The following is a 25,816-nucleotide window of genomic DNA, read 5'->3' as shown; positions in this document are numbered from 1 at the left end:
CGTTGACCACCGCTCCAACTTGGCCTTCCATGTGGTCACCGAGCTGCGAGGAGAGAGGTACGGGGTGTCGTACTCAGTGCGATTGATTCATGGCCATCCCCTCATCAGGTGGGCTGTCCAGCAGATTCTGGAAGGGGATCCGAACATCGAAGTGTTCGCGTCTCCCCATGAGAGCAGCGGCGACATACCTGCGAATATCGATGTGATCATTACCGACACCCCGCTGCCCGACGGCGTTCCGTGCCCGTGGCATGGGACGAAGGTGCTCCTGCTGGCCGACACCGCGCTGGCGGTGGACTCCCCGTGGTCCCGCATTGACGAACGGTCCTCTCCCTATGAGCTGGCCAGCGCCGTACGGGCCGCGCTGGGGCAAGAGGCGACCACCAAGGGCTGCTCCCAGGGCGAACTGTCCCTCAGGGAGCGGCAGGTGCTCCAGCACGTCGCCACTGGGCTGACACACATTCAGACGGCACACCGGCTCGGCATCAGCCCGCACACGGTCGACACCTACATCAGGCGCATCAGAGCGAAGCTCGGGCTGGGCAACAAGGCACAGCTCACCCGTGCGGCCCTGGCGCACTCCGTGTGAGACCTGCGGGTGACTTCCGTCTGCCCGCCTTCATCCGCCTGATGCGACCCCGTACAGACGACCTGGGAGCTGTCTTGATCAATACGACCACAGTGGCGGACCTGCTGCGCGCTCGCGACGATGTCGCGGCTGCCGTGGCCTTCGAGGTCGACCTGGGTGCCGGAACCGAAATCGTCGGAGCCGTCGAACAAGCCGCCTACACCAGTGGGCCGATGCTCAGGATCCTAGTCGAGAAGACACTCCCGAAGGCGCCGGACAGCTCCTCCGCTGCCTTCGCGGGCGTACTCGTGGTCGATGCGCTGCCGCAGGCGGATGACGGTTCCGTCGACCTCGCCGAGCTGCGACGGCTCGCCTTGGAGCGCGCCGATGAGTTCCGCTACACGGAGCCGCAGGGGCCGTTGGAAGAGCAGCTCGCCGCGCTCTGGGAACGGGCGCTGGGATGTTCCCGCGTCGGCGCACGGGACGACTTCCTCGAACTGGGCGGGGACTCCTTCGCTGCCACGACCGTGATCGGTGAGGTGGAGCTGCAGCACGGTCTGAGGCTGGACGTGTTCGAGTTGATGGACGCGGCCACGGTCCGGGGCCTCGCGGAACTGCTCGTCGATCGTGGGGTGACCCCGTTGGCCGGGTGAGTTGCTCCTCCGGCCGGTGCTCGGTGCTCGGTGCCGTGGCCCTGCCGGCGGAGCGCCGCCGATGGGCTGTCTTCGGAAACGGGAGCGGCGGCAACCCGGTGTATGAGCTGCACTGAGAGGGTGGAGTCCCTGATGCCAAACACCCCGATGAACTTCGTGAGCGCGCGATCCGCGAGGTCCGCACCACCGGCCGCCCCATTGCGCACATCGCGAAGGACCTCGGCATCCACAAAGACGCCCTGCGCGGCTGGGCCCGCCAGGCCGAGGCCGACCATGGCGAACGCGACAACCGGCTCACTACCGCCGAGCGCGACGAGCTGAAGCAACTCCGCAGGAGAACGCCGAGTTGAAGCGGGCCAACGAGATCCTTGAAGTCGCCTTGGTGTTTTTTGCCCGGGAGATCGACCGTCCCCGGACGAGGCCGAGCAGGTGATCGACCTCGTGCGTGACAACGGTCTCGGGGGCGATCCCGTCTGCCGGGTGCTGGACCTGTCGCCGCCGACGTACTTCGCCCGCAAGAAGCAGCCGAAGTCGGCCCGCCGGCTCCGCGATGAACAGCTCATGCCGGTGATCGAGGAGATCCACGCGGAATCGGGCGGGACCTACGGCGCCCGTCGGATCACGCGCGCTCTGCGGCGCAAGGGTGTCGAGGTGGCCCGCTGCACCGTCGAGCGGCTGATGGCCGAACTCGGCCTGGAGGGTGTGATCCGTGGCCGACGGCGCGACACCATGATCCCGGAGCCGTCGGCGCGCCGCCCGCCGGACCCGGTGGACCGCAACTTCACCACGGCGCGCCCCGATCAGCTGTGGGTGGCGGACATGACGTATGTCCGCATGTGGTCGGGCTGGGCATGTGTGGCGTTCGTGCTGGACGTGTACTCGCGGCTGATCGTCGGCTGGCAGGTCGCCGGCCACATGCGTAGCGAACTGCCCCTGGACGCATTGGAGATGGCGCTATAGCGCCGGAGAATCAAGAAGGACTCCGGCGTGATTCACCACAACGACAGGGGTTCGCAATAGGTGTCGATTCGCTGCACCGGCCGGTTGGCCGATATCGGCGCCTCCGCGTCGGTCGGTTCCGTCGCGGACTCGTATGACAATGCCATGGCCGAGGCGCTGAACGACACTTTCAAGGCCGGGTTGATCGAGATGCAGACTTCACTCCGTGCTCGACTACGTGCCGTCTGCCGAGTACGAACGCGACTTCTGCCAGAGCCAGAGCCAGAGCCAGAGCCAGAGCCAGAGCCAGAGCCAGAGCCAGGAACAGAACAGACCCCGCAGTCCGCCTGAAACAAGATCACCGGACGCTACGAAACTCGGGGCAGCTCAGTACTCACCGCAGATTGTGCCTGGCCGCCAGATAGCCTGCTTGGAATCGGCTCCGGGCATCCAACGTTCCCATCAGACGTGCCACGACACGCCGGTAGGTGCGCAGGGCCATGCCCATCTCGCGTGCGGCCACCTCGTCCTTCGAGCCGAGCGCCAACTGCCGGAGGACTTCTCGGGACAGCGGATCGAGCTGGCGCTCGTCAGGACTGACATCGTTGCCTTCGAGGCTGGTGGAAGCTGTCAGAGAGTGCACCAACATGGGGGTGAAAGGTAATCCCCGTGCGATGAGGGCTCCTTCGGAATAGTCCGCCCGATTCCGGGCCAGAACGACGACCGAACGGTCGATGATGACCATACGCGGGGCGTGCCCGGGTGCGGCATGTATTTCGACCCCCTTCTTGGCCAGTGCGGTCAGCTGGCATTCGGGAAAACTGGGGCCACCTCTCACTGTTGGCGGGATGTAGATCCGCACGCTGATGTCGGTGACGCTGTCGGCGGCGGCCAGATCAACCTGTTCTTCGAGTGTTCCGAGGCCACTCGGCATGACCAGCATCACTTCATGGCGTGCACTGTGGATGGAGCGACGGATCTGCGTTGGCCCAGCGAAGTTCATACGCATTTCACAGGACTCCCCCTTGTGTGCCGGTGCACCAGCGACCAGCTATCGGTGACAACTGTGTCCGATATGCGCAGGCGCTCCATTCGTCGATAGGAAACGTTTTCTATCTGCATATTTTCATGCCCGACACGGCCGGTCAAGAGGCTGATCAATTTTCAACCTGCGGTATGGAGTGCCGAGTTGAAGGGTAGTGAGGGCCCGGTGCTGCAGCCGTGAGTCGCGATCTCGGTCTCTTCGGTCTCGGGTGGGGTTGGCTGCGGCGAGCTCGGGTCTGGTGGGTGCGCCGCCAGGGTCGACTGGGCGATGACGAGGGCGGTGGAGACGAGTGGTGGGGCTGGTGAGGACGGCCATGGTCAGGGTGATGCGGCGGTGCCGGGCTTCCCCGGTGTGGGCCTCGTGGGGTCCAGGCCGCAATCGGACTTCGCGGTCTCGAAGCAGTCCTCGCTCGACCGGCGCAGGCCCATCGCGCGGACGAACTGTCTGGTCGGGACGTCGAAGTGGGCGACCTCGGATGGGTCGCTGATGGAGCGGCGGACTGGCAGTAAGTGAGCTTCTTCAGAGTGGCAACCGGTCGGGTGGCGGCTTGATTCACGGTGCGCCAGCCCCGTTGCAGGTGAGGACGCAGCCAACCGATGGACGCCCGTCACCCTGAGGTGTGACTGCTGAAGAAGCTCAGTGGACGAACCCGCGGCGGGGCCCGTCCTCGGCGCCGAACCAGCCCGTCTGTATCCGCACCGCATGTTCCGTACCCATGGGCTGATCAATGTGCCACGCACTCACCAGACATGAACCACGGCTGTGGTGCAGGACGAGGCCGCGGCGCCGCTGCTGAGCTTCGCAGGAGCCTCCAGGTCGTCAGGGCGGCCGTGGCCCGCTCTCTGCCGTCGGACTACTGGCCTTGGCGCCATCGGCCGCCGCGGACTCCTACGCCGTGCCCGTCTTGGTGCCCTCGGCGACGGCCGCGACCTCGGCTCCGGCGATCACGGCCCGCCTTCGCCGATCGCCCCGGCTGCCGCACCGTCACCGCGGCCCCCAGGCCACCGATTTCGGCCCCCGCCGTGAAGCGCTCGGAGCCCGCCACCAGGACGGAACCTGTCAATCTGATCAAGTCAGGTAGTTGAGTCCATCCCTGGCCCGGATCTCTGCGTCGGGGTGACGCGGGTCGGGTTGCCTGTTGATCCACACGGTGGCGGGAGTTTCGAGGGTTCGGGTCTCGTGCACTCGTCAAGGAAGCCAACAGCCTGGGCCTGACCGTCCCGCTTCGAGCCCATCACGGCCTGAACGACTCATCCAAGAGTCATTCCGGTGTTCAGTCCCCGAGGAGGCCAGTTGTTCTGCAGCCAGGGCACAGCAGATCTCACCACGATCCTGGCGACCGGGCGTGTGGTCGCCAGCGCGCCGACATACGGAGCCGAAAGCACGGGCCTGTGCAGCCATGCCTTCCCGCCCCCGGGCAGGGCCACCGGCGCTGACGGGCCTGCGGACACCTCGACACCACGAAGAGCCAGAGAGAGGCCGTGCCCGGTCACTTTGCCGATGGCTTCCTTACGCGTCCACAACGTGAGCAGCCGCGCTCGTGCGGCGCGCTCCGGGAGCCCTGCCAGCTGATCGCTTTCCGCCGCGGTGAAGAAGGCGGGAAGGGTCACCAGGCGAGGATCGATCACGCGGTCCGCCCGCTCCACATCGACTCCGATACGGCCGTGCCTGGTGACTGCCATGGCGAGCAGACCAGGTGTATGGGCGATGGAGTAGTCCGGGCCTTCGGGTGCAGTCAGCTCGGGTCGGCCGTGGTCGCCGAGACCATGCCGGGGGCACCTGCGGACGATCCGCACCTGACTCGGCGGAATACCCAGATATCCGCCGGCAAGCACCCGCTGGACCAGACGGGAGAGAGGGGCGGGGCCCATCACGGGACCGGGCGATGGCAGCAGGGCGGGCCTCACCAGCCAGACATGGACTTCTCCAGGGGAGGGCAGGGGTAGTCGTGTGGCCACGGGTGTCAGACCGCGCCTCCAGGGAGCTGAGGGCGCAGCAGTTTTCCCGCCGCCGAGCGCGGCAGCCGTTCCACCAGCCGGACCTGCTGCGGCACCTTGTGCCGGGCGAGATGCCGCCGGCAGTGGTCGGCGATGTCCTGGGAAGTGGGGGCGGTGCCGGTCCTGGGTTGCACCAGGGCTGTGAGCACAGCGCCGAGGAGGTCATCGGACTCCGGGATCACGCAGGCGTCCGCGACATCCGGATGGCTGAGGACGACTTCGGTGACATCGTTGGTGTACACGTTCTCTCCGCCGATGATCACCAGGTCGTCCTGGCGGCCGGCGAGATAGAGGTAGCCTGCCGCGTCAAGCCTGCCGTGGTCCCCGGCGGTGCTGAAGCCATCGTGCCCTGCCGGGCGTACGCCAGAAGCGGGGCCCGTTCCCAGCCGCATGACCCTGGGTGCTCGTCGCCCCAGCGGGCTGCACATGTGTACGACGCCGGTCTCCCCGGGCGGGAGCCTGTGGCCCTCGTCGTCGTAGATGCGAATCCTGGTCATGAAGCCGCGCCCGACGGTGCCGGGGCGTGCCAGCCATTCCGAACCCCGGCACAGCGTGACGCCCATGCCTTCGGTGGCCGCGTACATCTCGTACACCCGCTCCGGTCCGATGGCATCGACCCAGACGCGCTTGGTGTCCGGGGGGCAGGGAGCCGCCGTGTGGAGGACTCCGCGCAGGGAGCTCAGGGCTTCGGCACGGCTGCTCAGTATCCGGTCGCACAGGCGCATATGGGTGGGTGTCAGCTGCATCCATTCGATGCGGTAGTGCTCGACCAGATCGACCATCAGCTCCGGGTAGAACATCGTGGGGAGCACCATCGTGTTGCCGGACAGCAGCCCGTCCAGCAGATGGGTGAAAGGCGCGGCGTGGTGCAGCGGGCCGACGACCAGGTGCGTCTGCCCAGTGCGCCAGCCGGTCTCGCGCAGGAGCAGCGGAGGACCGACCCTCGGGTGCCAGGTAGGCACACCGGGCCTCAGAATCGGCTTGGGCTCGCCCGTGGTACCCCCGGTGAGCAGCAGGTAGCCGCCGTGCGCGGTAGCAGGGGAGCCGGTGTTCGCCACTTTCCCTCGGAGCAGTTCTTCCGGCGTGACGGGCTGCCCGGCGGCACGGGCGATCACCTCCAGCCTGGCGTTCCGGTCGGCCGGGGGTGCCTGTGCGTCCAGGGGCGCCGCGACCAAGCCCGCCCGCAGCACCGCCACCAGCTCGACGATGGAGGTGAGGGTGTGAGCGGCCGGAACCGCAACCACCGCGTTCCGCCGGTCGGCATCATGCGGCCGGACTGCCGAGAACCGCTCGGCCAGAGCGGCCGAAAGACTCTCCAGCTCATGCCAGTTCAGGGTCTCGGTCCGCTGTTCCAGGTCCACGGTGATGACGGCGGGGCGGTCACCCTGCTCAGCGGCGAGCCGGCACAGCCGGTCCCCCAGGGGAAGCGACTGGTTCATGGCTGTGCGCCCTCCGCGTCGAATACCTGCTCCTGCGCGGCCGGGGAGCCCTGAACCGCTCGGCTCAGTGCGGCGTAGTCGCACTTGCCGTTGTACGTACGAGGGATGGCCTTCAGGAAGCGCCCGGCGACCGTCGCATCGGGAACGCCCAGTAGTTCCACGACGGCCCGGCGTACCGCCTCACGGTCCCCCGTCCACCCGGCCTCCACCACCATCACGATCCGATCACCGGCCGCCACGAACACCACCTGGCCCTCCGGGGGTTCGACGCACCGTTCCAGGTCGTCCAGATCGACGCGATAACCGAGCACCTTGACGATGCGTTTGATCCGTCCAGACACATGGAGCAGCCCGCCTCGCACGCTCCCCAAATCGCCAGTGCGCAGCATCTCAAGGGGTTCACCACCGACCGCGAGCTGTTCCCGGTCCTCGACGTAGCCGGACATGACTCCGGGGCCCCGGTAGCAGATCTCGCCTTCGGGGTGCCCGTCGACAGGCTCCGTCCAGATCTCACCGCCGGGCAGGGCGCGGCCCACCGAGCCGACAGCGGCGGGCAGTTCCGCGGGGTGCAGAACGCTGATCCGGGCGGTCGCCTCCGTCTGCCCGTACATGACATGGAACCCGCCTCCGCGAGCCGCCATACGCTCCGCCCAGGTGAGCACCAGACTGTCCGCCAGTCGGCCGCCTGCCTGGGTCATGGAGGCGATCTGTGACCCAGCCAGCAACTGAGCGTGTGCCCTGCCGAGGCTGCGATAGGTGGTGGGGACGCCTGCGAAGGAGGTGACGCCCGAACGTCGTATGGCGTGCCACACGCGCAGCGCGGCCGGGTGTTCCTCGGTCAGTAGATAGGAACCACCGGCCCACAAATGGGTGTTGAGGACCGAGAGCCCGTACGCGTAACGAATCGGCAGGGTGCCCGCGGCCCGGGCCTTCGGATCTATGGCAAGGGCCGAGACGATCGCCTCAGTGCTGGCGGCGAGCGCTCCGGCGGAGATCCGTACGGCCTTCGGGCTGCCGGTGGACCCGGAGGTTGCCAGCAGCAGCGCGGTGTGGTCGTCGACGGGATCGCCGCCGCTCTTCCGCCGGGCATAGAGCGTGCACGGCCCCGCCTCGACCGGCAGATAGCCGAGGCGGACCAGGTGGCGGGCCGTCCCGTCGTCGGCGACGGCGAACTCGGGCCGGTAGCGGTGGACGATTCGGGCAACGGACTCAGCCGTGCCCGTAGCGGGCAGGAAGGCGGCGGCGTGACCGGCACGCATCGCCCCGAGGTAGCCCAGCACTGTGGACAGGCTGTGATCGCCGACGCACCACACAAGGGCCTTGCCGGGGCTGAGCAAGGCGCGGGCCACCCGGTCCACGGCGTGGTTGAGCCGGCCTCTGCTCAGGCTCTCCTCCGGGCCGAGCAACAGGGCACAGCGGTCCGTTTCGTGCGCCTGATTACGCAGGGGATCAAACACATAACACCGCCAGGTCCGCTGGTTGTCACGGGCCGCATTGTGCTGTCCGCGCGCCATCAAAAGTGAGTCCCGTATTTACGGGACTCACCTCGGCTGGTGCACACGGCAGTTGCCGACCGAGACTGCGGAGTATCGATGAATGCTGACGCATCGCCCTTTCGTCCCCTCACCAATTCATGGATGAGGTAATTCCCTGAATCAATGCTTCATTCCGCTGAAAAGAGGGAAGCCCTTCTCGTGCAACGTGTTGTTTCCGGACTCCGGGACTGGGCCGCACCATTGGGGCTGCTGCGGCTGCTCCCCAGGCCGCTGCTGGCGGTCCTGGTCCTGATGCGACTGGTCCAGGCCCTCGCTCCCCTCGCGGTCACGCTCACCTCGGCCGAGGTGGTGGGTCGGGCCACCAGCGCCTTCGGCGACGAACTGCGAGGGCCGCTGACCGCGGTCGCCGTGCTGGGCGTGGTGCTGCTGGTGCAGCAGTTGAGCGGGCTCGTCGTCGAGCCGGTGTTCCGGCTGGCCGTGAGCAGCATCGACGGTGCCTTCCGCCGGTCGGTCGCCGTACTGGCCCTTACCCCTACCGGCATCGGCCACCTTGAGGACAAACAGCTCAGCGACAGCTTCTCCACCGCCACCACAGATCTGGGCGGTGCCACCCCAGGCTTCGCCGCCTGCGCCCAGCTGACCCTGGTCTTCCGGATGGCCTCGGGATTCGGCAGCGCCGTGATTCTCGCCCAGGTGTCACTCTGGGCGGCGGTCGTGGTGACTGTCCTCCTGATCCTCTCGCGTACGGCCTCGGAACGGCTGTTCGTCGGGATGAACTGGGTCTGGCTGCGCTCCTTCGGACAGATGCGTCGGTCCATGTACTGGGGAAGCCTGCTCAGCGGACCTGAGGCCGCCAAGGAGACCCGGGTCTTCGGACTCCTCCCCTGGGCGGTCGGCCGCTACAACGCTGAGGCACACACAGTCATGGCGCCGGTCTGGCAGGCCAGGACAAGGACCATCGTCGGCAACTGGCAGGTGGTGCTGACCGACTCGGCTGCCATTTTCGTCGGGCTTCTCGGACTGCTGCTGGTCAAGGATGCAGCGCAGGATCCAAGAACGCTTGCCTCGTACGTGACGGCCCTGTGGGCCGCCACCACCATTGGCTCCCTGGGTTTCGAGGGCTTCTCGGTCGCCTACGGCCGTCCCGCCCTGCTGGCCGCCCGTGAGCTGCGCGGGGAACTGGGCCTGGACACCTCCTGGCGCGCGGTGACCTCCGCAGCCCCGGAGCAGCGACCGTCACCGGTCCCCCTCGCTCCGCGCGCCACGCCTCCGCTCGTCCGCTTCGAAGACGTCCACTTCGGCTACGGCGGGCTGGAACGCCCCGTACTGCAGGGCATGGACCTGGAGATAAGCCCGGGCGAAGTGCTCGCCATCGTGGGCGTCAACGGGGTGGGTAAGACCACCTCGGCCAAGCTGCTGGCCCGCCTCCACGATCCGGTGCTCGGCCGGATCACGGCCGACGGAATCGACGTGGCCAGCATCCCGTCCGCCGAGTGGCGGCGCAATCTCGCCGTGGTCTTCCAGGGGTTCGTGCACTACGACCTCTCGCTGCGCCAGAACATCGTGATGGGCGCCCCGGAACGGCTCCAAGACACCGCGTTCTTCGAGCGCGTTGCCCCTGAGTTGAAGCTGGACGATCTCGTCGCGGACCTCCCCGGCGGCTGGGACACGCCGCTGTCCCGGCTGCACACCGGCGGCGCCGAACTCTCCGGTGGTCAGTGGCAGCGGGTGGCCCTGGGCCGGGCGGTCTTCGCGCTACGGGCCGGCCGGCGGATTCTGGTCCTGGACGAGCCCACCGCCCACCTCGATGTCGAGGCCGAATTCGAGGTGTTCCGGCACGTGATCGCCGCAGCCCGAGGTGCGACGGTGATCCTCGTCTCGCACCGGCTGTCCACCGTACGTCTTGCGGACCGGATCGCGGTGATCAGTGACGGCCGGGTCACCGAGTGCGGAACCCACGACGCGCTGATCGCCGACGGGCTGGACTATGCGGAGATGTTCCACATGCAGGCCAGCCAGTACCTGACCGAGCCGCACCGCACACCGCATGCCACCGAGGAGGCCGCCCCTTGAAGCGCCGCAGACCGCTGTGGGCCGAGATCATCGTGCTGACCTGGCGGCTCGCCCCAGTCCGCTGCCTGTTGATCCCAGCTCTGCTGCTCCTGGGCATCGCCGGTCCGCTGGCCACCGCGCTCGCCCTGAAGTCCTTGACCGACAGCGCTCTTGCCGGGGCGTTCGGAGCCGCTTTGGCCGCGGCCGGCGTCGCCGCGGCGGCCTACGCGCTCGGAGGGGCGGCCTTCGGCGTCCGCGATCTGCTCGTCATGAACGTCAGGGAACGCGTCGGCCATGTGCTCGGCGAACGCCTCCTGACCGCCACGGCCGCCACTCCCACCGTCGCCCATCTGGAGGACCCGGAGAGCCTTGACCGGCTCGACACCGCGTGGCGCGGTGGACTGCAGGATCTGTCCGGCTTCGTCTGGATGGTCGCCCAGGCCACCGCCACCGTGATCTCGGTAGCGGCCAGCCTTCTGGTGCTTTCCGCCGTCTCCCCGATGCTGCTGCTCATCGCCCCGCTCGCCATCCCCACCGTCTGGCTCAACCAGATCGGGCAACGCCGCCTGGCCGCCGCCAAGCAGGCGTCCATGGAGGCCGATCGCACCGCCACCGGTCTGCTGGGCAACGTCTTCGACCCGGTGTGGGGAGCGGAGTTGCGGGTCACCGAAGCGGGCAGCCCGCTGCTCGACGAGTACCAGCGGCGTTGGAACGAAGCCGTCCGCATTCAGCAACGGGCCCGCTGGCAGGCGGCGATGCTACTGACCTTCGGCTGGGTGATCTTCCTGGCCGGCTTCCTCGGCGGCCTCGCCTGGACGGTCCACGAAGTGGTCAGGGGCAACGCCACGGCGGGGGACGCCATCCTCATGATGACCGTTGCCCGCCAGCAGCAGGACCTGGTCAGCAGCATCGTGGTCGGCACACGACAGGTGATGCAGGCCCTTCACCCGTACCGGGCCTACGTGTGGGTGATGGGACGCGTGGGTGCCCCGGAGCCGATCAGGAACCCGCAGCCGGTCCCGGCACAGCCGACGAACGGGATCGTGCTGGAGAGGGTCTCGTTCAGCTATCCGGGGACCACCCGGGAGGTGTTGCGCCAAGTGGATCTGCGGCTGTCCGCCGGCTCCATGGTGGCCCTGGTGGGTGCGCACGGTTCCGGCAAGACCTCGCTGGTCAAGCTGCTCACTCAGATGTACGAGCCGACGGGAGGGCGGATCACCCTGGACGGCCACGACCTGTCCCGGTTCGAGCCGGAGGAGTGGCGGTCCCGGATCACCTGCGCCTTCCAGGACTTCGTCAAGTACGAGACGAAGCTCGGCGAGACCGTCGGCATCGGGGATCTGCCGCATCGTGACGACGAGCAGCGCATCGGCCGGGCCCTGGCCCATGCGGGCGGCGAGACACTGCCGTCGAAACTGCCGGACGGGCTCGCCACCACTCTAGGCAACCTCTACGAGGGCGGCGTACAGCTGTCCTTGGGACAGTGGCAGAAGACGGCGCTGGGCCGGGCCTGCATGCGCGAAGCGCCCGCGCTGATGATCCTGGACGAGCCCACCGCTTCCCTCGACGCGCCCAGCGAGTACGAGGTGTTCCAGCGTCATGTCACCCTCGCCAGGGAACTGGGCGAGCGGTACGGCACCATCACCGTGGTGGTATCGCACCGGTACTCCACCGTGCGCATGGCCGACAAGATCGTGGTGCTGCGGGACGGCACGGTCGTCGAGGAGGGCGCGCACAACGCCCTGGTGGAAACCGGTGGGGTGTACGCGGAGATGTACCGGCTCCAGAAGGACGCCTACCACCAAAGCCCTGCCTGAGACGAGGCGACGGCCTGTCCAACCTGCCTCGACACCGCTCGAGTCGGAGCGTGCGCCGTTCGGGCTGAAGTCGGCGGGCGGGAAGGTCCGGCTGGCGCTGAGCGGCGGGTGTCTTGATTCTTGTCGTCAGCAGCCCAGCCGGTGGCCAGTCGGTGGCCGGACGCCTTTGGGCGACGCAATACGAGGTAGCACAGACCAGCCAGTCGCATACGCTCTGATCAGGCAGAACGTCACTCAGTAGCATGAGTGGGCATCAGGCAGCACGAACGTTCACGGTCCCGTAATGCGTAGGTCTCGGGTTCGAATCCCGAAGGCGGCTCCCGGCGTGCGGAGGCCCGGGGGCGGCTGAAGGCCTGGAGACGGGTAATTACGTCACTCCCACCCTCTTCGCCGACGTCGACAACGGCATGCGCACCGCGCAGGAGGAGATCTTCGGACCCGTCCTGGTCGTCATCGCCTACGACGACGAGGATGACGCCGTCCGGATCGCCAACGATTCCGAGTACGGCCTGTCCGGCGGCATCTGGGCCGCCACCCCCGAACGCGCACTCGCCCTCGCCCGCCGGCTCCGCACCGGAACCGTCACCCTCAACGGTTCCCCGATCAGCTTCGGTCTCACCGGCTACGTCGAGCACAAGTCCATCACCCGCCACCGCTAGCCGCTGATCGGGGCGAAGGCGTGGGGGTCGGCCACCTCGAACGCCTCCGGCACATCCGCTCTCTCCGGCTTCACCGATGAACTGCGTCACCTTGCGAAGAGGTTCTAACAAAACAATCATCAAAATTGTTAACAATTCTGGCCTCCAGCTCACCCTCCAGGCCTACAGTCTGGGACTCGAACGCAGGCACGGCTGTGACCACATGACCCACTGCACATGGAGGCCTACGGGTGGACATCAACCGCAGAACCGTTATCCGGAGCGCCACGGGCGTCGCGGCGCTGGCCGCGTTGGGAGTTGCTGAGGGCACGGCAGGGACGGCTTTTGCCGGTACCTCGGCGGCGAGCGGCTCGTCGAGCGCGTCCACGTCCTCGGCGTATTCGCTGGAGTTCGATTCCACCGCCTGGTCGTACGACGCGACCAACGACGTGTACTACCAGATCGGGAAGGTGTACGTCGCGAACCCGGCCGCGACGGACTACGAGAACCTGTCGATCTATGTGCCGGGGGCCTATCTGACGGCCACCGCGAACAGCGACGGGACCACGTACACCGCGAAGGTCAACCCGAAGGGCACTGTGGGCGCCTACTCGGGACGCACGGCGCCGATCGTGATCCCGGTCAACACCCCCGGCTACGCCGCGCAGAAGCCGGCCACGTCCTACAGCTACAGCAGTGTGTCGCAGTACCTCGCGGCCGGGCACATCTACGTGTGGCCGGGCATGCGCGGCAAGGACAGCTCGACCAGCACCCGCAACGACGCGGCCCCCTGGGGCGTGACCGACCTCAAGGCCGCGATCCGGTTCCTGCGGTACAACCGGAGCGTCCTGCCCGGCAGCACGGACGACATCGTCCTGTTCGGCATGAGCGGCGGCGGCGCCCAGGACACCGTGGCGGGCACGTCCGGTGACAGCACCCTGTACTTCCCGTACCTGCGCTCGCTCGGCGCAGCGATGGAGGACGCCCAGGGCCGGCCCCTCAGCGACGCGGTCGCCGGTGTCATGGCCTGGTGCCCGATCACCAACCTGCAGGAGGCCAACCTGTCCTACGAGTGGAACATGGGCCAGTTCGCCTCGACCGGCACGCGCGCGTCCGGCACCTGGACCAGCGCCTACTCGACGGACCTCGCGAAGGCCTGGCCCAAGTACCTCAACCGTCTGGGGCTGCGCGACGAGCAGGGCAGGCGCCTGAAGCTGACCGAGTCCAGCAGCGGTATCCACCTGGCGGGCAGCTACTACGACCACTTGATCAAGGTGATCACCACCTCGCTGAACAACTTCCTCTCCGACAACACCTTCCCGTACACCATCACCACGCAGGGCGGGCCGCCCGGATCGGGCCAGACGGGGACCTCGACCACGTACCAGACGGTCGCCGACTACATCGCCTACCTCAACACCGAGAGCACCTGGGTGAGCTACGACGCCACCTCCAACACCGTGACGGTGTCGGGCCTCGAAGGCTTCGTCAACAGCCAGAAGAACGCGAACAAGCCGGTCGGCGCGTTCGACGGGTACTCCCGCGGGCAGGGCGAGAACAGCGTCTTCGCGATGGGGCTCAACGCTCCGTCGCACTTCGTGCCGCTCTCCCGTGACGTCATCAAGGTGAACGAGGCGACGTACGCCACGTATTCCGACTGGGACTCCGGCTACGGTGCCTCCGCGTACGACAGCGACTTCGCCAAGAAGGACAGCGTCGGCAAGGACATGGCCTGGCGGGCCGACGCGTACAACCCGCTGTACTTCCTCTCGCCCGCCTTCGCCGGCTATCGCCGGTCGCAGGTGGCGCGGCACTGGCGCATCCGCACCGGCATCATGCAGGGCGACACGGCCAACACCACTGAGATCAACCTTCAGTTGGCCCTGCAGAACTACGGCATCCGCGACGTCGACTTCGCCACGGTGTGGGCCAAGGCGCACACACAGGCCGAGCGCACGGGTGACGCGACGACCAACTTCATCAGCTGGGTGGAGTCCGTCGTCAAGAAGTGATCACCGGTCAGGTCGGCGCAGCCCATCGGTTCCTCGTGCGTCCGCCCGGGGCGGTCAGCCCTGGAGCGCGGCCCAGACCTCGCGGTCGCGTTCGGCCGTCCAGATCAACGGGCGTTCGATGCCGGCGAGTTCGTCCCAGGCGCGGGAGACGTGGAAGGGCAGGCAGTGCTCGAAGATGGGCCAGCCGCCGTAGCGGTCGACGAGCGCCGCGTGGGTGGCCTGGAAGGCTTCCCTGAGCGTGCCGCCGCGCTGCTGGACTGCGCCGACCTCGGTGAGCAGGACCGTGAGGAAGTGCCGGGTCTGGGCGATGGCCGCCTCGACCTCCGTGCGTCCGCGGGCCACCGCGCCCCGGCCGCCGACGAGGAGTTCCGCACCGTGGTCGGCGACGCGGTCGAGGGTGCCGGTGGCCCACTCGCGGTGGAACGCGTCTCCGGTGTAGAGCGCGGCCTGTGCCTCGACGAGGTCCCCTGCGAACAGGATCTTCTGTTCGGGCAGCCAGGCGACGATGTCGCCCTCGGTGTGGCCGCGCCCCACATGCTCAAGGACCAGGTCGCCCCGGTCGCCGCCGAGGTCGACGGTCACCCGGTCGCGGAAGGTCTGTGTGGGCCGGGTGAGCCCCGGAATCGAGTCGGGTTCCCTGAACAGGCGCGGCATGCGCCCGTACTCGGACTCCCAGTCCTGTCGGCCCCGTTCGGCGATCAGGTCGCGTGTGCGGTCATGGGCGATGATCACCTGCGCGTCGAAGGCGCTCGCGCCCAGGACCCGTACGGCGTGGTAGTGGGAGAGGACGAGGTACTTGACCGGCTTGTCGGTGTGCTCGCGCAGCCGTGACAGCCACTCCCGGGCCGCGACCGGGGTGGCGAGGGCGTCGAAACAGACGACGAAGTCCTCGCCCTCGACGGCGCCGACGTTCGGGTCGCCCTCGGCGGTCAGGGCGTAGACGCCGTCGGCGAGGACTTCCAGTGTCTGCTTCTTCTCCGACAGGTCGTCGGCGGACGCGAACGTCTTGCTCATGAGGGTCTCCTGCTCTTCGGAAGAGGGGCCGGGGCGAAGGGGCGATGCGGGCGGTGCCGTCAGTCGGGCAGGACGGCGACCGCGCTGATCTCCAGCAGGAAGTCGGGCCGGGCCAGGCCGGCCACGACCAGCAGGGTGCTGGTGGGGGCCGGGGCGGAGGTCAGACAACGGCCGCGGACCTCGTTGACGGGCGGCAACAGGTCGCGGTCGGTGACGTAGGTGGTGGTGGACACCACATGGGACAGATCGCCGCCCGCGGCGCGCAGTACGGCGGCGAGGTTGGCGAAGACCTGCTCGGCCTGCCGGGTGATGTCACCCGCTCCCACGACCGCGCCATCGGCGTCCATGGACACCTGGCCGGAGATCCACAGCTGCCGGCCGTGGCGGACACCGTGGTTGTAGAAGAAGCGGGCGGCCGGGGCGGAGGCCAGGTCGGGTGCGCTGACCGCATGCGGCTTCGATGGCATGACCAGCTCCAGACGATGTGACGATGCAGGGACGGGATGACGTGCGCGGGAATGCCCTGCCACTGCGAGGCTAGGCATCGACGGGGCACGCGGACCTGACCAAGCCACGACCGGCGGACCGGACCATCGCGGTGCGCGGGTGCCTGGTGTCAGGGCCGTGTGCGGCGTACGGCTTGGTGGGCCCGCGCGAGCGCGCTGATGCCCGGGGCGATCTGCCTGCGGCGGACCTTGCCGTAGCCGATGACCAGTCCCGGCCGGGCGGGCGGCCCGCTGTGGTAGTCGCCCAGCGCGGTGATCAGTACACCGTGCTCGCGTGCTCGCCGGACCAGAGCCGTTTCGTCGGTGCCCTCGGGGAGGTGGGACGGTGAGATGCAGGCCGGCGTCCACGCCCTGGATGCGGGCGTCGGGCAGGTGTGCCGTCAGGGCGGTACGCAGGGTGTTCCGGCGGGCGAGGTAGTCGACGCGGGTGCGGCGCAGGTGCCGGTCCAGGGTGCCGGAGTCGACGAGGTGGGCCAGGGCCAGCTGGTCGACGGTGGCGGGGACGGGGTCGCCGTACTCGCGCAGCCGCAGTACGCCGCGGCGCAGCGCGGGCGGGGGCACGAGCCAGCCGAGTCGCACTCCGGGGCCCAGGGTCTTGCTGACCGTGCCCAGGTAGGCGACGTGGTCGGGTGCCTGACTCTGGAGCGCGGCCACGGGTTTGCGGTCGTAGCGGTATTCGGCGTCGTAGTCGTCCTCCAGGATCACGCCGTCGCACGCGGCGGCCCAGTCCAGCAGGGCGGAGCGTCTGGCCGGGGAGAGCACCACGCCCGTCGGGAACTGGTGCGCGGGCGAGACGAGGACCGCGCGGGCGCCCGTACGCTTCAGCGCGTCGACGTCGAGCCCCTCGTCGTCGACGGGGACCTGGACCGGTTCCGGCCCGGCCCGGCGCACGGCCAGGCCCAGGCGGGGCCAGCCCGGGTCCTCTACGGCGACCCGGCGATGCCCCTGGTCGCGCAGAACTTCGCACAGCAGGGTCAGGCCGTGGGTGACGCCCGCGCTCACGATCACGCCCTCCGGGCTCGTGCGCACGCCGCGGGTGCGAGCCAGGTGCTCGGCCAGGACCTGGCACAGCTGGGGCACGCCGGCGTCCGCGCCGTAGTCCAGGTGGTGCGGCGGCAGGCTGCGCACGGTGTCCCGCAGCGCGCGCAGCCATGTGCTGCGGGGGAACGCGGCGAGGTCCGGCAGTCCGGGTTCGAAGTCGGCCAGGAGCGGCGGAGGCGCCGGTGCGGTGCGAACCGGCGTGGTGCCGCCGGGCTCGGTCTGCGGCACGACGACCACCGTGCCGCCACCGGCCCTGGTGCGCAGGAAGCCCTCGGCGGCGAGTTGCTGGTATGCCTCGACGACCACCCAGCGTGAGCAGCCCAGTTCGGTGGCCAGGGTCCGGGAGGCGGGCAGCCGGGTGCCGTGCGTGAACCGGCCGCTGCGGATGGCCTCCCGCAGAGCCCGCTCCAGCTGGGTGTGCATGGGGGTGCTGTCGGCGGGGTCCATGGCCAGCAGCAGTTCGGATCTCCGGGCGGTCTGATCGAAGGCCATGAGGGACGTTACCAACCCCGGCTCACAGGTTCCCGCGGGCCGCCTGCTCGCGCTCGATGGCCTGGAAGAGGGCCTTGAAGTTGGTGATCCCGAAGCCGCGGGTGCCGTGCCGCTCGATGATCTCGTAGAAGAGGGTGGGCCGGTCCTGGGCGGGCTCGGTGAACAACTGGAGCAGGTGGCCGTCCTCGTCCTGGTCGAAGAGGACGTCCAGCTCGGCGAGGGCCGTCAGGTCAAGGCCCAGGGCGTCGACGTCGGCGCGCTCGCGGACCTCGTCGTAGTAGGTGTCCGGTACGCGCATGAACCGCACGCCGCCCTCGCGCATCCGGGTCACGGTCGTGGCGATGTCGTCGGTGGCGAAGGCGATGTGCTGGACCCCGGAGGTGCCGTAGTAGTTCAGGTACTCCTGGATCTGGGAGAGGGACTTGCCCTGCGCGGGCTCGTTGACGTTGAGCTTGATCTTGCCCGTACCGTCCCAGACGACCTTGCTCATCATGGAGGTGTACTGGGGGCCGACGCTCTCGTCGTCGTAGTGGACCAGCTGGGTCAGCCCGAGGACCCGCTGGTAGAACTCGGTCCACACGTCCATCTCGTGCAGGGGCACGTTGCACACGATGTGGTCGATGCCGGTGATGCCGATGCTCCGGCCAGGGGGGACGGTCCACAGGGGCCTGAGGCCATCGGGCTTTCCGGTGTCGCCGACCGCGCGGAAGCCGGGCAGGAAGGGACCGGTGCAGCCGGAGGCGTCGACGAAGGTGTGGACGGTGTCGCCGTAGGAGGCGACGGTCGCCATCCGTGCCGTGCCGCGGTCGTCGCCGATCTCGTACGGCTCGGTCACCGGCTTGGCGCCGCCGGCCAGCGCGTACGCGAACGCGGCGTCGACGTCGGGCACGGCGAAGGAGATGTCGCGCACTCCGTCGCCGTGCCGGTGGTGCTGGTCGGTGACCCGGTGACCGGGCAGCAGTCCCGCGGTCAGCACCAGACGGACGTCGCCCTGGGCCATCACCCACGAGGAGCTCTCCCGGTTGCCGGTCTCCGGCCCGGAGCAGGCGATCGGGGTGAACCCGAAGGCGGTGCGGTAGTAGTGGGCCGCCTGCTTGGCGTTGCCGACGTGGTAGCGCAGGTGGTGGTAGCCGAGCAGGGGCTGGCGGTCGGTTGCCGCTTCGGACATGGGCGACTCCTGTGAACGCCGCGGGGAGCGGGCCGGATCGGGTGGTCCTCCGAAGCTAGGCAGCGCCCCGGCCGACGGCCCGGACCAATGGCGAGGGGGAAGACCGCACCAAATCCCTACGGTGTGCCGACCTCCTGATCCCGCCGGACCGAGGAGATCCCGTGGCCCTGTTCGCCCGCGCCCCCCGCGCCGGCCCCCGCCACGTTCTACATCGACTGCCGCATGATCCAGTCGCGGATGCCCGGGATCGTGTAGGCGATGCGCCACGTTCCCATGTGCGCGCTGGTGGAGGAGCCGGACTCGACGGTCGTGCCGGTCTGGAAGGAGGCGAAGTTGACCGGGGCCTTCTGCTTCTCCAGGGTGCGGACGTCCGCCGCGAACTGAGCGGCGGTGGACTGGCCGTCCCACACCGCGGTGCCGACCTTCGTGCCCTCGGCCGTGATGACCTGGGTGATGGCGGTCTCGCCGGAGTAGGCCTTGTCGTCGTCCTGGGAGACGACGATCCACAGCTTCTTGTCGGCGAGCGGCGCGGCCACGTCCGAGGGCCACTGCCCGGCGACGATGTACGCCGCCGCGAAAAGGTCGGGGTACTTGATGTTCAGGCCCAGCGACATCATCGCGCCCATCGACTGACCGGTCGTGTAGCGCCGCTTGGGGTCGATGCTGTACTTCTTCGTCACCGCCTCGACGAGGTTCGCGGTGGCGTCGAACAGGGTCGACGGCACGTAGGTGTCGTCGACCACGACCGAGCCGTACTCGGGCGCCAGGACGAAGGACTCGTGCCGGGCCTGGTCCGCGTCACTGGCCCAGCACACGGCGCCGAGACCCTGCACCAGCGGACCTTCCGTCGCGACGTTGACCACGCTCGCGTCGTGCATGAACAGCACCAGCGGGTAGCGCTTGCGCGGGTCGTAGTTCTTCGGCACGAACAGGTTGTACCTGAGGGTCTGCCCGGTGTCGGGGTCGTCGTACGTGAACTGCTTGAAGTCGTCGACGATCAGGTTCACCACCGAGCTGGTGGTCAGCGTGGCGTCGCTCGCCGGGTAGCGGGTACCGCGGGTGGTGGTGACGGTGCCCTTCTGGGTCAGCGTGGCCTTGGCCGCGACGATGGTCCCGCCCGGCGTGCTGTCGCCGACCTTCGGCCCGCCCGCGCCGACACCGCCGCCGGTGTCGCCCGAACCACCGGAGGCGCTGCTCGTCGGGCTCGGCGAGGCGGAGGAACCGCCGCCCGAGCCGCCCGAGCCCTGCTGGGTCACCCACAGCGCGGCCGCCTCGTCGTCGGGCGAGAGCTCGACGATCACAAAGCGACCGTCCCTGCCCCGGTCGGCCAGAGCGGCCTTCCTGTTCGCGTAGACCTTGGTGACGGTGCGCCCGGTGACCGCGAACGTGGTCGTCGACAGCGCGGAGTCGTCGATGTCGCTGTCGTACTCGACCGCGACCGCTACGAGCTTCTGGCCGTCGCCGAACACCTTCGTGATCGCGGTGATCTCACCGGTGTTCTCGTTTCCCGAATCTGTCTCGTTTTGATCGGCGGTCGCGCCGTAGGCCACGCTGCCCAGCATGGCCACGCCGCCTGCCGCCGCAGATCCGGCAATGAAGGTTCGCCTGTCCACCAATTCCAACTCCTTCGTGGGGGATGAGTCGTTGCCGCAAGGTATCCGGCGACCTCTTGAATTTCATGAGAAAAAAGCCCCTCGTTCACAGCTGGTGCAGAGGTTTCCTGGTCATGGCGGGGTGTCGCGATGCGCAACCTTAGGTGGCATGCGGCGCCTGTTGACGCTCGCCGGGGCCGATGTCACGGTCCTCGCGTTTTGTGTTTTCCGTCATGCCGTCGTCACTCGAAATGGGAAAAACATGCGGGATAAAGATCGGATTTCCGTGGGTGAGAATGAGGACGAGGGAAATCGGAGGGACAGCTCACTGCATCGAAGGTCATTCCTCAACGGTTCCGTCGCGGCGGCCGTGACGGCCGCGACGCTCGGCGTCGGCTCCGCCGCTCAGGCGTCGGCGGCAGAGGCACGTGCGGCCGCGACGGGCCTGAAGGCGGGGGCAGGCCGGGCCGCGATCGGCATCCCGGACTCCCTGCTGCCGCTCGACAACTTCACCACCGTCCACGACGACCTCTACGTACGGACCCTCCTGCTGGAGAGCGGATCGCGCCGTGTCGTCCTCGCCGTGCTGGACCTGACGTCGATCAGCGCCGAGGCGATCGCCGCGATGCGGTCGGTCATCTCGAAGGAGGCCGGCGTGGCGACGGCCGACATCATGGTCACGGTCACGCACACGTTCTCCGCCCCGCATGTGCAGGCGGCCTCCAGCAGCGCAGGAGCCGCGCAGTACGTCCAGCAGATCACGCAGGCCACCTCGACCGCGATCGCGGCCGCCGTGAAGGGCCTGCGCTCCGCCCGGGTCGGCTACGGGACCGGCACGTGCGACGTGAACGTCAACCGGGACGTCCGTACGGCGGACGGCTGGTGGCTGGGCACCGGCGAGACGGGCACCTCCGACAAGAGCGTCGGCGTCACCCGCATCGACGACCAGGACGGCAACCCGATCGCCGTCCTCATGAACTACAGCGTCCAGTCCTCGGTCATGATGGAGTCGGTCATGGCCAACGGCGACCTGCCGATCACGGCCGACCTCGCGGGCGCCGCCGTGCAGCACCTGGAGAAGCAGTACGACGGCGATGTCGTCGGGTTCTTCCTCGTGGGCTCCTGCGGCGACCAGTCCCCGGCGTTCCGCTCCAAGCGCTACACCATCGACAAGGACCGGAACTGGTCCCAGGTCGACGCCCAGGAAGCGGGCTGGCTGCTGCTGACCGTGCAGGGCGAACGGCTGGGCACCGAGGCCGTGCGGGTCAGCGAAACCGTCAAGACGGCTGGCGGGAGCGGGAGTTCGGCGCTGCGCTTCCTCAAGAGCAGCGTCACGGTGCAGACGACGGCGTCCGGTCATCCCACGGGGCCGACGACGTCGTACGACTTCACGCCCACCGGCACGGCCGACGTGCCGATCTGGGTGCTCCAGGTCGGTGACGGCGTGTTCGTCGGAGTCTCACCGGAGCTGTCCACCGACACGGCGCTGGGCATCAAGAAGCACTCGCCGTTCCCGCACACCGCCGTGATGTCGATGTTCGAGGGCGGGGCGAAGAACATGGCCGAGGCCCGGAGTTACGCCCGGATCACCTACGAGGCGATGGACTCGTCCTACGCCCAGGGCGCGGCCGAGACCGTGGCGGCGAAGATCGGCGACCTTCTGCACTCACTGCGCGGCTGAGCCCGCCGAGTGCCGGCCCGAGCGGCTGTCACTCGGTGTCCGCCCATTCCTCGATGAGCCGGACGGTGTCCTCGGGTCGCTCCTCGTGCAGGTAGTGCCCGATGCCCGGCCAGTGCTCCACACGTGAGCCGGCCACGTGCAGGGTGCTTCTCTCCCAGGAGGCGGCCTCCGCCTCCGTCCACACCGTCAGTGCCGGCTGGGTGCGGCGGCGCAGGTACGCCTCGCTGTGCGGGCGGATGCCGACCGCTTCCGGATCGGTGTACATGCCCGCGTAGGCCTGGGAGATGACGTGGTCCGGGGTGCCGAGGATGGTGCGGACGTGTGCGGTGCGCAGCCCGGTCGGGGCCTGGTCGGAGAACGCTCCGGCGACGAACTCGGCCGCCGCACGTGACCCGTGCTCCCGGTAGTCCGCCAATCGCCCCGGAATCCCGTCCACTTCGGTGCCGTGCGCGCCGTGGGCCGGGTCGAGGGCGACGACCGACCGGACGAGTTCCGGGTGCCGTACGGCGAGCAGGTTGACCACCTGACCGCCCATGGAGTGGCCGACGGCCACCACCGGGCCGCAGTCGAGCGTTTCGATCAGCGCGGCCAGGTCGTGCGCCATCTCCACCGGTGCGTTGCCCGTCCCCGGCACTTGGGAGCGGCCGTGGCCGCGCAGGTCGGGGACGATCACCCGGAACCGGTCGGCCAGCGCCTCGGCGTGCACCGACCATTCCCGGCCGTCGCCGCCCCAGCCGTGCACCAGCAGCAGGGCGGGGGAGTCGGCGGGTCCCAGGGTCGTGCAGAACAGGCGGATGCGTCCGAGGTCGATCACGCGTGGTCCTCCTGGTACGTGGCGTACGCGAAGTCGGCGTGCACCCCGGTGCCGTCCAGGTCCTGCGCCCACAGGCCCAGCATCGCGCCGGTGAAGCCGAGGACACGCAGTTGCCCGTCGTGGAACTCGTCGGCGTGCTCGTCCGACAGGACGGTGGCGTCGAGGTCGAGCGGCAGGGAGTGTGGGCCGGTCTCGTCGTCGTCGCAGGAGTAGGAGAACCGCAGGGCGGGGCCGTCCAGTTCGGCGCGCAGCACGACGGGGAGGCCGGGCCGGAGCGGGATCCGCACCGGGTGCGCGGTGAGCTCTCCGGCCGCGCAGCTCAGGGCGGTGAGCACCGGCGATCCGTCGTCCTCTGCGGTCACGTACAGATAGTGCCAGTTGCGGGTGTTGTAGTACGCCGTCAGTCCGGCCAGGTGGTCGGAGGTGCGGGGGAGGAACGTCAGCCGGGTCTCGAAGGTGCACCGCGATGCGGTGACCCGGCGGGCGACCAGGCTGGGGGCCCGGCGGCCGACGGGTGACTGACCGCCGTGCAGGCGCAGGCGTCCCGGCGCGGCTTCGATCCAGTCCGGGGTGGGCGGTCGGCGCAGGGTGGACCACTGCGGTCCGAGGCCGTCGAAGCGGTCGGTGACGGGCTCCGGCGGCACCGGGGCGGCGGCGAGCGCGGGGGCGGGCACGGTGACCGCGGGCACCCCGCCCTTGATGCGGGGCCAGCCGTCCTCGGTCCAGGTGACCGGCTGCAGCGCGGTCTCCCGGCCCAGCACACACCGACCGCGCTCGGCATAGGGGCGGGCGGTGATGTGGGCGGCGTACCACTCGTCCGTCGATGTCCGCACGAGAGAGCAGTGGCCGGCCTTCTGCAGTTCCAGCGACGGGTCGTGACGGGACGTCAGCAACGGTCCAGCCGGGTCGGGTTGGTACGGGCCGAACAGGTCGCGGGAGCGGGCGACGGCCGCTCCGTGCTCGTAGCCGGTGCCGCCCTCGGCGTGCACGAGGTAGTACCAGCCGTCCTTCTTGTACAGGTGCGGGCCTTCCGCGACTCCCGCCGCGGTGCCGACGGAGATCGTCCGCGGTTCCCCCAGAAGGCTCCCCGTCCCGCGGTCGTACTCCTGGAGCTCGATCCCGGCGAACATGTCGCGGTCCGGGCGCCAGTCGAAGCGCATGTTCAGCAGCCAGCTGCGGCCGTCGTCGTCGTGGAAGAGGGAGACGTCGAAGCCACGGCCGTGCAGGGGCACCGGGTCGGACCACGGGCCCTGGACGGACGGGGCCGTGGTCACGTAGTTGGGCAGGTCCTTCCAGCCCTCGGCGTAGGTGTCGACGACGGTGAAGACCAGGTGGAACAGGCCGTCCGCGTACGACAGTCCGGGCGCCCAGATGCCTCCGGAGTCCGGTACTCCTGTCAGGTCGAGCAGGTGTCGGCTGTCCAGAACCCCGCCCAGCGCGCGCCAGTTCACCAGGTCCCGGGAGTGGTGGATGCGTACGCCCGGGTACCACTCGAAGGTCGAGGTGGCGATGTAGAAGTCGTCGCCGACACGCAGGATCACCGGGTCGGGTTCGAAGCCGCGCAGGACGGGGTTGTGGATCACGTGGGGTCCGTTCGGAACTCAGAGTGAGAACAGGAGGGTGCCGAAGCCGGGCTGGTCGCACTGGGTCGGCGCGCCCTCCGGCCGGAGCTTGGAGGCCACGGCCGTCGTGTAGTAGGCGTTTCTCCCGGCCCGCTTCACGTAGTGGTTGTACGCCATCTCGTAGATGGGCTTGAACGCGCCGCGCCCGTCCGTCCCGAGGCTCGACCAGGTCCAGTTGCACCGCCCGAAGGTGGCGTCGTACGGGACGGTGGCACCGAGGTTGTACTTCGCCGTGTACTCGAAGCCGGACAACAGCAGCGAGTTGGACGCCCCGTACATGTTGAGGCCCTGCTTCCACCCGGTCTCGCAGATCTCGGCGAGCGCTCCCAGGATCAGCTGGGTGTGGCCCTGGTCGCGGCCGGACTCGCAGCACTGGCCGGTGCCGGACTGGATGAGCTTGGTCAGGGCGCAGCAGCTGTTGGTGTAGAACGCGTTGTACGCGTCGTTGAACAGCGTGAGGTTGTTGCAGGCGACCGCGATCTGCATCATGCCCTTGATGCCCATCAGGCCGTAGCCGCCGTCGCCGTAGATGTTGATGAGCGGCACGAAGACGTTCTGGAACATCGCGACGGTGGCGTCGAGTTCGGACTGCGTCCAGCTGCCGGCCGGGCCGGTGTAGTGCATGATCTCGACGGCCGCGGCCAGTTTGGCGCCGTAGATTCCGGCGGCCAGTTCGGCGTCGGCGCCGTTGATGACCTGGAGGGCGTTGGTCCAGGACTTGATGATCTCCAGCGCCTTGTTGGCGTGGGCGGTGTTGCCGGTGATGTACCACATGATGGCGTTCTGGTACGCGGCGTTGCAGTCGTACCAGAGTTCCGCGTTGCCGCTCTCGGGGCTGGTGCCGCGGGTGACGGTGGCCCGGCCGCCCGCGACGACGTACGAGGACGACGAGAAGAAGTCGGCCGCGAAGACGTTGTAGCCCTCGATCCAGGGCGAGGCACCGGCGGCGACCTTGTCCCGCATCCGGTTGAGGTCGGTGAGGCTGTGCAGTACCCCGGGGTGGGTCAGGGAGGTCAGGCCCGAGGTGACGGCGGCGGCGCTGGTCGCCCCGGCCAGCCCGGCGGCGCCCGCGAGGCCGGCCGCGCCGGCGCCGATCGCGGTGAGCTTCAGCATGCGGCGCCGGCTGGGCGGGGCGGATGGACCGTACGGGTCGGCGGGGGAGGGGACTTCGGAGTCTCTCATGGTGGTTCCTTGTCGACTCGACGCTGAGTGCGGTGGACGGAACGGAAG

At 68.8% G+C, this 25,816-nt stretch carries 19 protein-coding genes and 1 pseudogene; 9 read left to right on the top strand and 11 right to left on the bottom strand.

Annotated features, from left to right (window positions below; genetic code table 11):
* The first annotated feature begins 202 nt into the window (after positions 1–202).
* The 4 genes from ACI2L1_RS11750 to ACI2L1_RS11735 all read left to right on the top strand — a co-directional run bounded on the left by ACI2L1_RS11750 (position 203) and on the right by ACI2L1_RS11735 (position 2,181).
* Complete coding sequence (locus ACI2L1_RS11750; protein ID WP_404739147.1) at positions 203–589, top strand: response regulator transcription factor; 387 nt, start codon at positions 203–205, stop codon at positions 587–589.
* A 74-nt stretch (positions 590–663) separates the two neighbouring features.
* On the top strand, positions 664–1,221 hold the full coding sequence (locus tag ACI2L1_RS11745) for a phosphopantetheine-binding protein (RefSeq protein WP_404739146.1): 558 nt from the start codon (positions 664–666) through the stop codon (positions 1,219–1,221).
* A 167-nt stretch (positions 1,222–1,388) separates the two neighbouring features.
* Positions 1,389–1,571, top strand: coding sequence for a transposase (locus tag ACI2L1_RS11740; RefSeq protein WP_404739271.1), 183 nt, complete (start codon positions 1,389–1,391; stop codon positions 1,569–1,571).
* Positions 1,572–1,650: 79 nt separating this feature from the next.
* Complete coding sequence (locus tag ACI2L1_RS11735) at positions 1,651–2,181, top strand: IS3 family transposase (protein ID WP_404739145.1); 531 nt, start codon at positions 1,651–1,653, stop codon at positions 2,179–2,181.
* Between the two features lie 373 nt (positions 2,182–2,554).
* Here the strand turns inward: ACI2L1_RS11735 and ACI2L1_RS11730 are convergent, their stop codons facing one another.
* The 4 genes from ACI2L1_RS11730 to ACI2L1_RS11715 all read right to left on the bottom strand — a co-directional run bounded on the left by ACI2L1_RS11730 (position 2,555) and on the right by ACI2L1_RS11715 (position 8,098).
* Positions 2,555–3,169, bottom strand: coding sequence for a hypothetical protein (locus ACI2L1_RS11730; RefSeq protein WP_404739144.1), 615 nt, complete (start codon positions 3,167–3,169; stop codon positions 2,555–2,557).
* 1,286 nt (positions 3,170–4,455) lie between these two features.
* Positions 4,456–4,887 (bottom strand): 4'-phosphopantetheinyl transferase family protein, encoded by a 432-nt coding sequence (locus ACI2L1_RS11725; RefSeq protein WP_404739270.1) that lies wholly within the window; start codon positions 4,885–4,887, stop codon positions 4,456–4,458.
* A gap of 281 nt (positions 4,888–5,168) precedes the next feature.
* The gene (locus tag ACI2L1_RS11720; RefSeq protein ID WP_404739143.1) at positions 5,169–6,641 is read right to left on the bottom strand and encodes a class I adenylate-forming enzyme family protein; all 1,473 of its coding nucleotides are present in this window, start codon (positions 6,639–6,641) and stop codon (positions 5,169–5,171) included.
* Positions 6,638–8,098, bottom strand: a complete 1,461-nt coding sequence (locus tag ACI2L1_RS11715; protein WP_404739142.1) for an AMP-binding protein — start codon at positions 8,096–8,098, stop codon at positions 6,638–6,640. The genes ACI2L1_RS11720 and ACI2L1_RS11715 overlap by 4 nt, the downstream gene beginning before the upstream one ends.
* Positions 8,099–8,335: 237 nt before the next feature.
* Here ACI2L1_RS11715 and ACI2L1_RS11710 point away from each other — a divergent pair, with 237 nt between their 5' ends.
* The 4 genes and pseudogenes from ACI2L1_RS11710 (at position 8,336) to ACI2L1_RS11695 (ending at position 14,656) form a co-directional block, all read left to right on the top strand.
* Positions 8,336–10,210: an ATP-binding cassette domain-containing protein gene (locus ACI2L1_RS11710; RefSeq protein WP_404739141.1), complete on the top strand. Its 1,875-nt coding sequence runs from the start codon at positions 8,336–8,338 to the stop codon at positions 10,208–10,210.
* Complete coding sequence (locus ACI2L1_RS11705) at positions 10,207–12,006, top strand: ABC transporter ATP-binding protein (protein WP_404739140.1); 1,800 nt, start codon at positions 10,207–10,209, stop codon at positions 12,004–12,006. Before ACI2L1_RS11710 ends, ACI2L1_RS11705 begins: the two co-directional genes overlap by 4 nt.
* 287 nt (positions 12,007–12,293) lie before the next feature.
* Positions 12,294–12,665: pseudogene (locus ACI2L1_RS11700) on the top strand (aldehyde dehydrogenase family protein); the annotation flags it as partial.
* A 230-nt stretch (positions 12,666–12,895) separates the two neighbouring features.
* Entirely contained in the window at positions 12,896–14,656 is a 1,761-nt protein-coding gene (locus ACI2L1_RS11695) for an esterase (protein WP_404739139.1), read from the top strand.
* 54 nt (positions 14,657–14,710) lie between these two features.
* Here the strand turns inward: ACI2L1_RS11695 and ACI2L1_RS11690 are convergent, their stop codons facing one another.
* From ACI2L1_RS11690 to ACI2L1_RS11675, 4 genes are all read right to left on the bottom strand, one after another.
* Positions 14,711–15,670, bottom strand: a complete 960-nt coding sequence (locus tag ACI2L1_RS11690; RefSeq protein WP_404739138.1) for an MBL fold metallo-hydrolase — start codon at positions 15,668–15,670, stop codon at positions 14,711–14,713.
* 59 nt (positions 15,671–15,729) lie between these two features.
* On the bottom strand, positions 15,730–17,709 hold the full coding sequence (locus ACI2L1_RS11685; RefSeq protein ID WP_404739137.1) for an aminotransferase class I/II-fold pyridoxal phosphate-dependent enzyme: 1,980 nt from the start codon (positions 17,707–17,709) through the stop codon (positions 15,730–15,732).
* A 22-nt stretch (positions 17,710–17,731) separates the two neighbouring features.
* Positions 17,732–18,877: a 4-hydroxyphenylpyruvate dioxygenase gene (gene hppD, locus ACI2L1_RS11680; protein ID WP_404739136.1), complete on the bottom strand. Its 1,146-nt coding sequence runs from the start codon at positions 18,875–18,877 to the stop codon at positions 17,732–17,734.
* Between the two features lie 206 nt (positions 18,878–19,083).
* Positions 19,084–20,490: an alpha/beta hydrolase-fold protein gene (locus ACI2L1_RS11675; RefSeq protein ID WP_404739135.1), complete on the bottom strand. Its 1,407-nt coding sequence runs from the start codon at positions 20,488–20,490 to the stop codon at positions 19,084–19,086.
* Between the two features lie 349 nt (positions 20,491–20,839).
* Between ACI2L1_RS11675 and ACI2L1_RS11670 the strand changes: the two genes are divergently transcribed.
* Positions 20,840–22,150: a hypothetical protein gene (locus ACI2L1_RS11670; RefSeq protein WP_404739134.1), complete on the top strand. Its 1,311-nt coding sequence runs from the start codon at positions 20,840–20,842 to the stop codon at positions 22,148–22,150.
* A gap of 28 nt (positions 22,151–22,178) precedes the next feature.
* Here ACI2L1_RS11670 and ACI2L1_RS11665 read toward each other — a convergent pair whose 3' ends face one another.
* The 3 genes from ACI2L1_RS11665 to ACI2L1_RS11655 are packed head-to-tail and all read right to left on the bottom strand — an operon-like array spanning position 22,179 to position 25,768.
* Positions 22,179–22,964: an alpha/beta fold hydrolase gene (locus ACI2L1_RS11665; protein ID WP_404739133.1), complete on the bottom strand. Its 786-nt coding sequence runs from the start codon at positions 22,962–22,964 to the stop codon at positions 22,179–22,181.
* Positions 22,961–24,547 carry a glycoside hydrolase family 43 protein gene (locus ACI2L1_RS11660; protein ID WP_404739132.1) on the bottom strand — a complete coding sequence of 529 codons (1,587 nt, stop codon included), beginning with the start codon at positions 24,545–24,547 and terminating at the stop codon, positions 22,961–22,963. The genes ACI2L1_RS11665 and ACI2L1_RS11660 overlap by 4 nt, the downstream gene beginning before the upstream one ends.
* A gap of 18 nt (positions 24,548–24,565) precedes the next feature.
* Positions 24,566–25,768 (bottom strand): alginate lyase family protein, encoded by a 1,203-nt coding sequence (locus tag ACI2L1_RS11655; RefSeq protein WP_404739131.1) that lies wholly within the window; start codon positions 25,766–25,768, stop codon positions 24,566–24,568.
* Positions 25,769–25,816: the final 48 nt, after the last annotated feature.

This window comes from Streptomyces sp. NPDC019531, from assembly GCF_044903305.1.
Lineage (GTDB): Bacteria > Actinomycetota > Actinomycetes > Streptomycetales > Streptomycetaceae > Streptomyces.
This window is presented reverse-complemented; position numbering and strand designations above follow the sequence as displayed.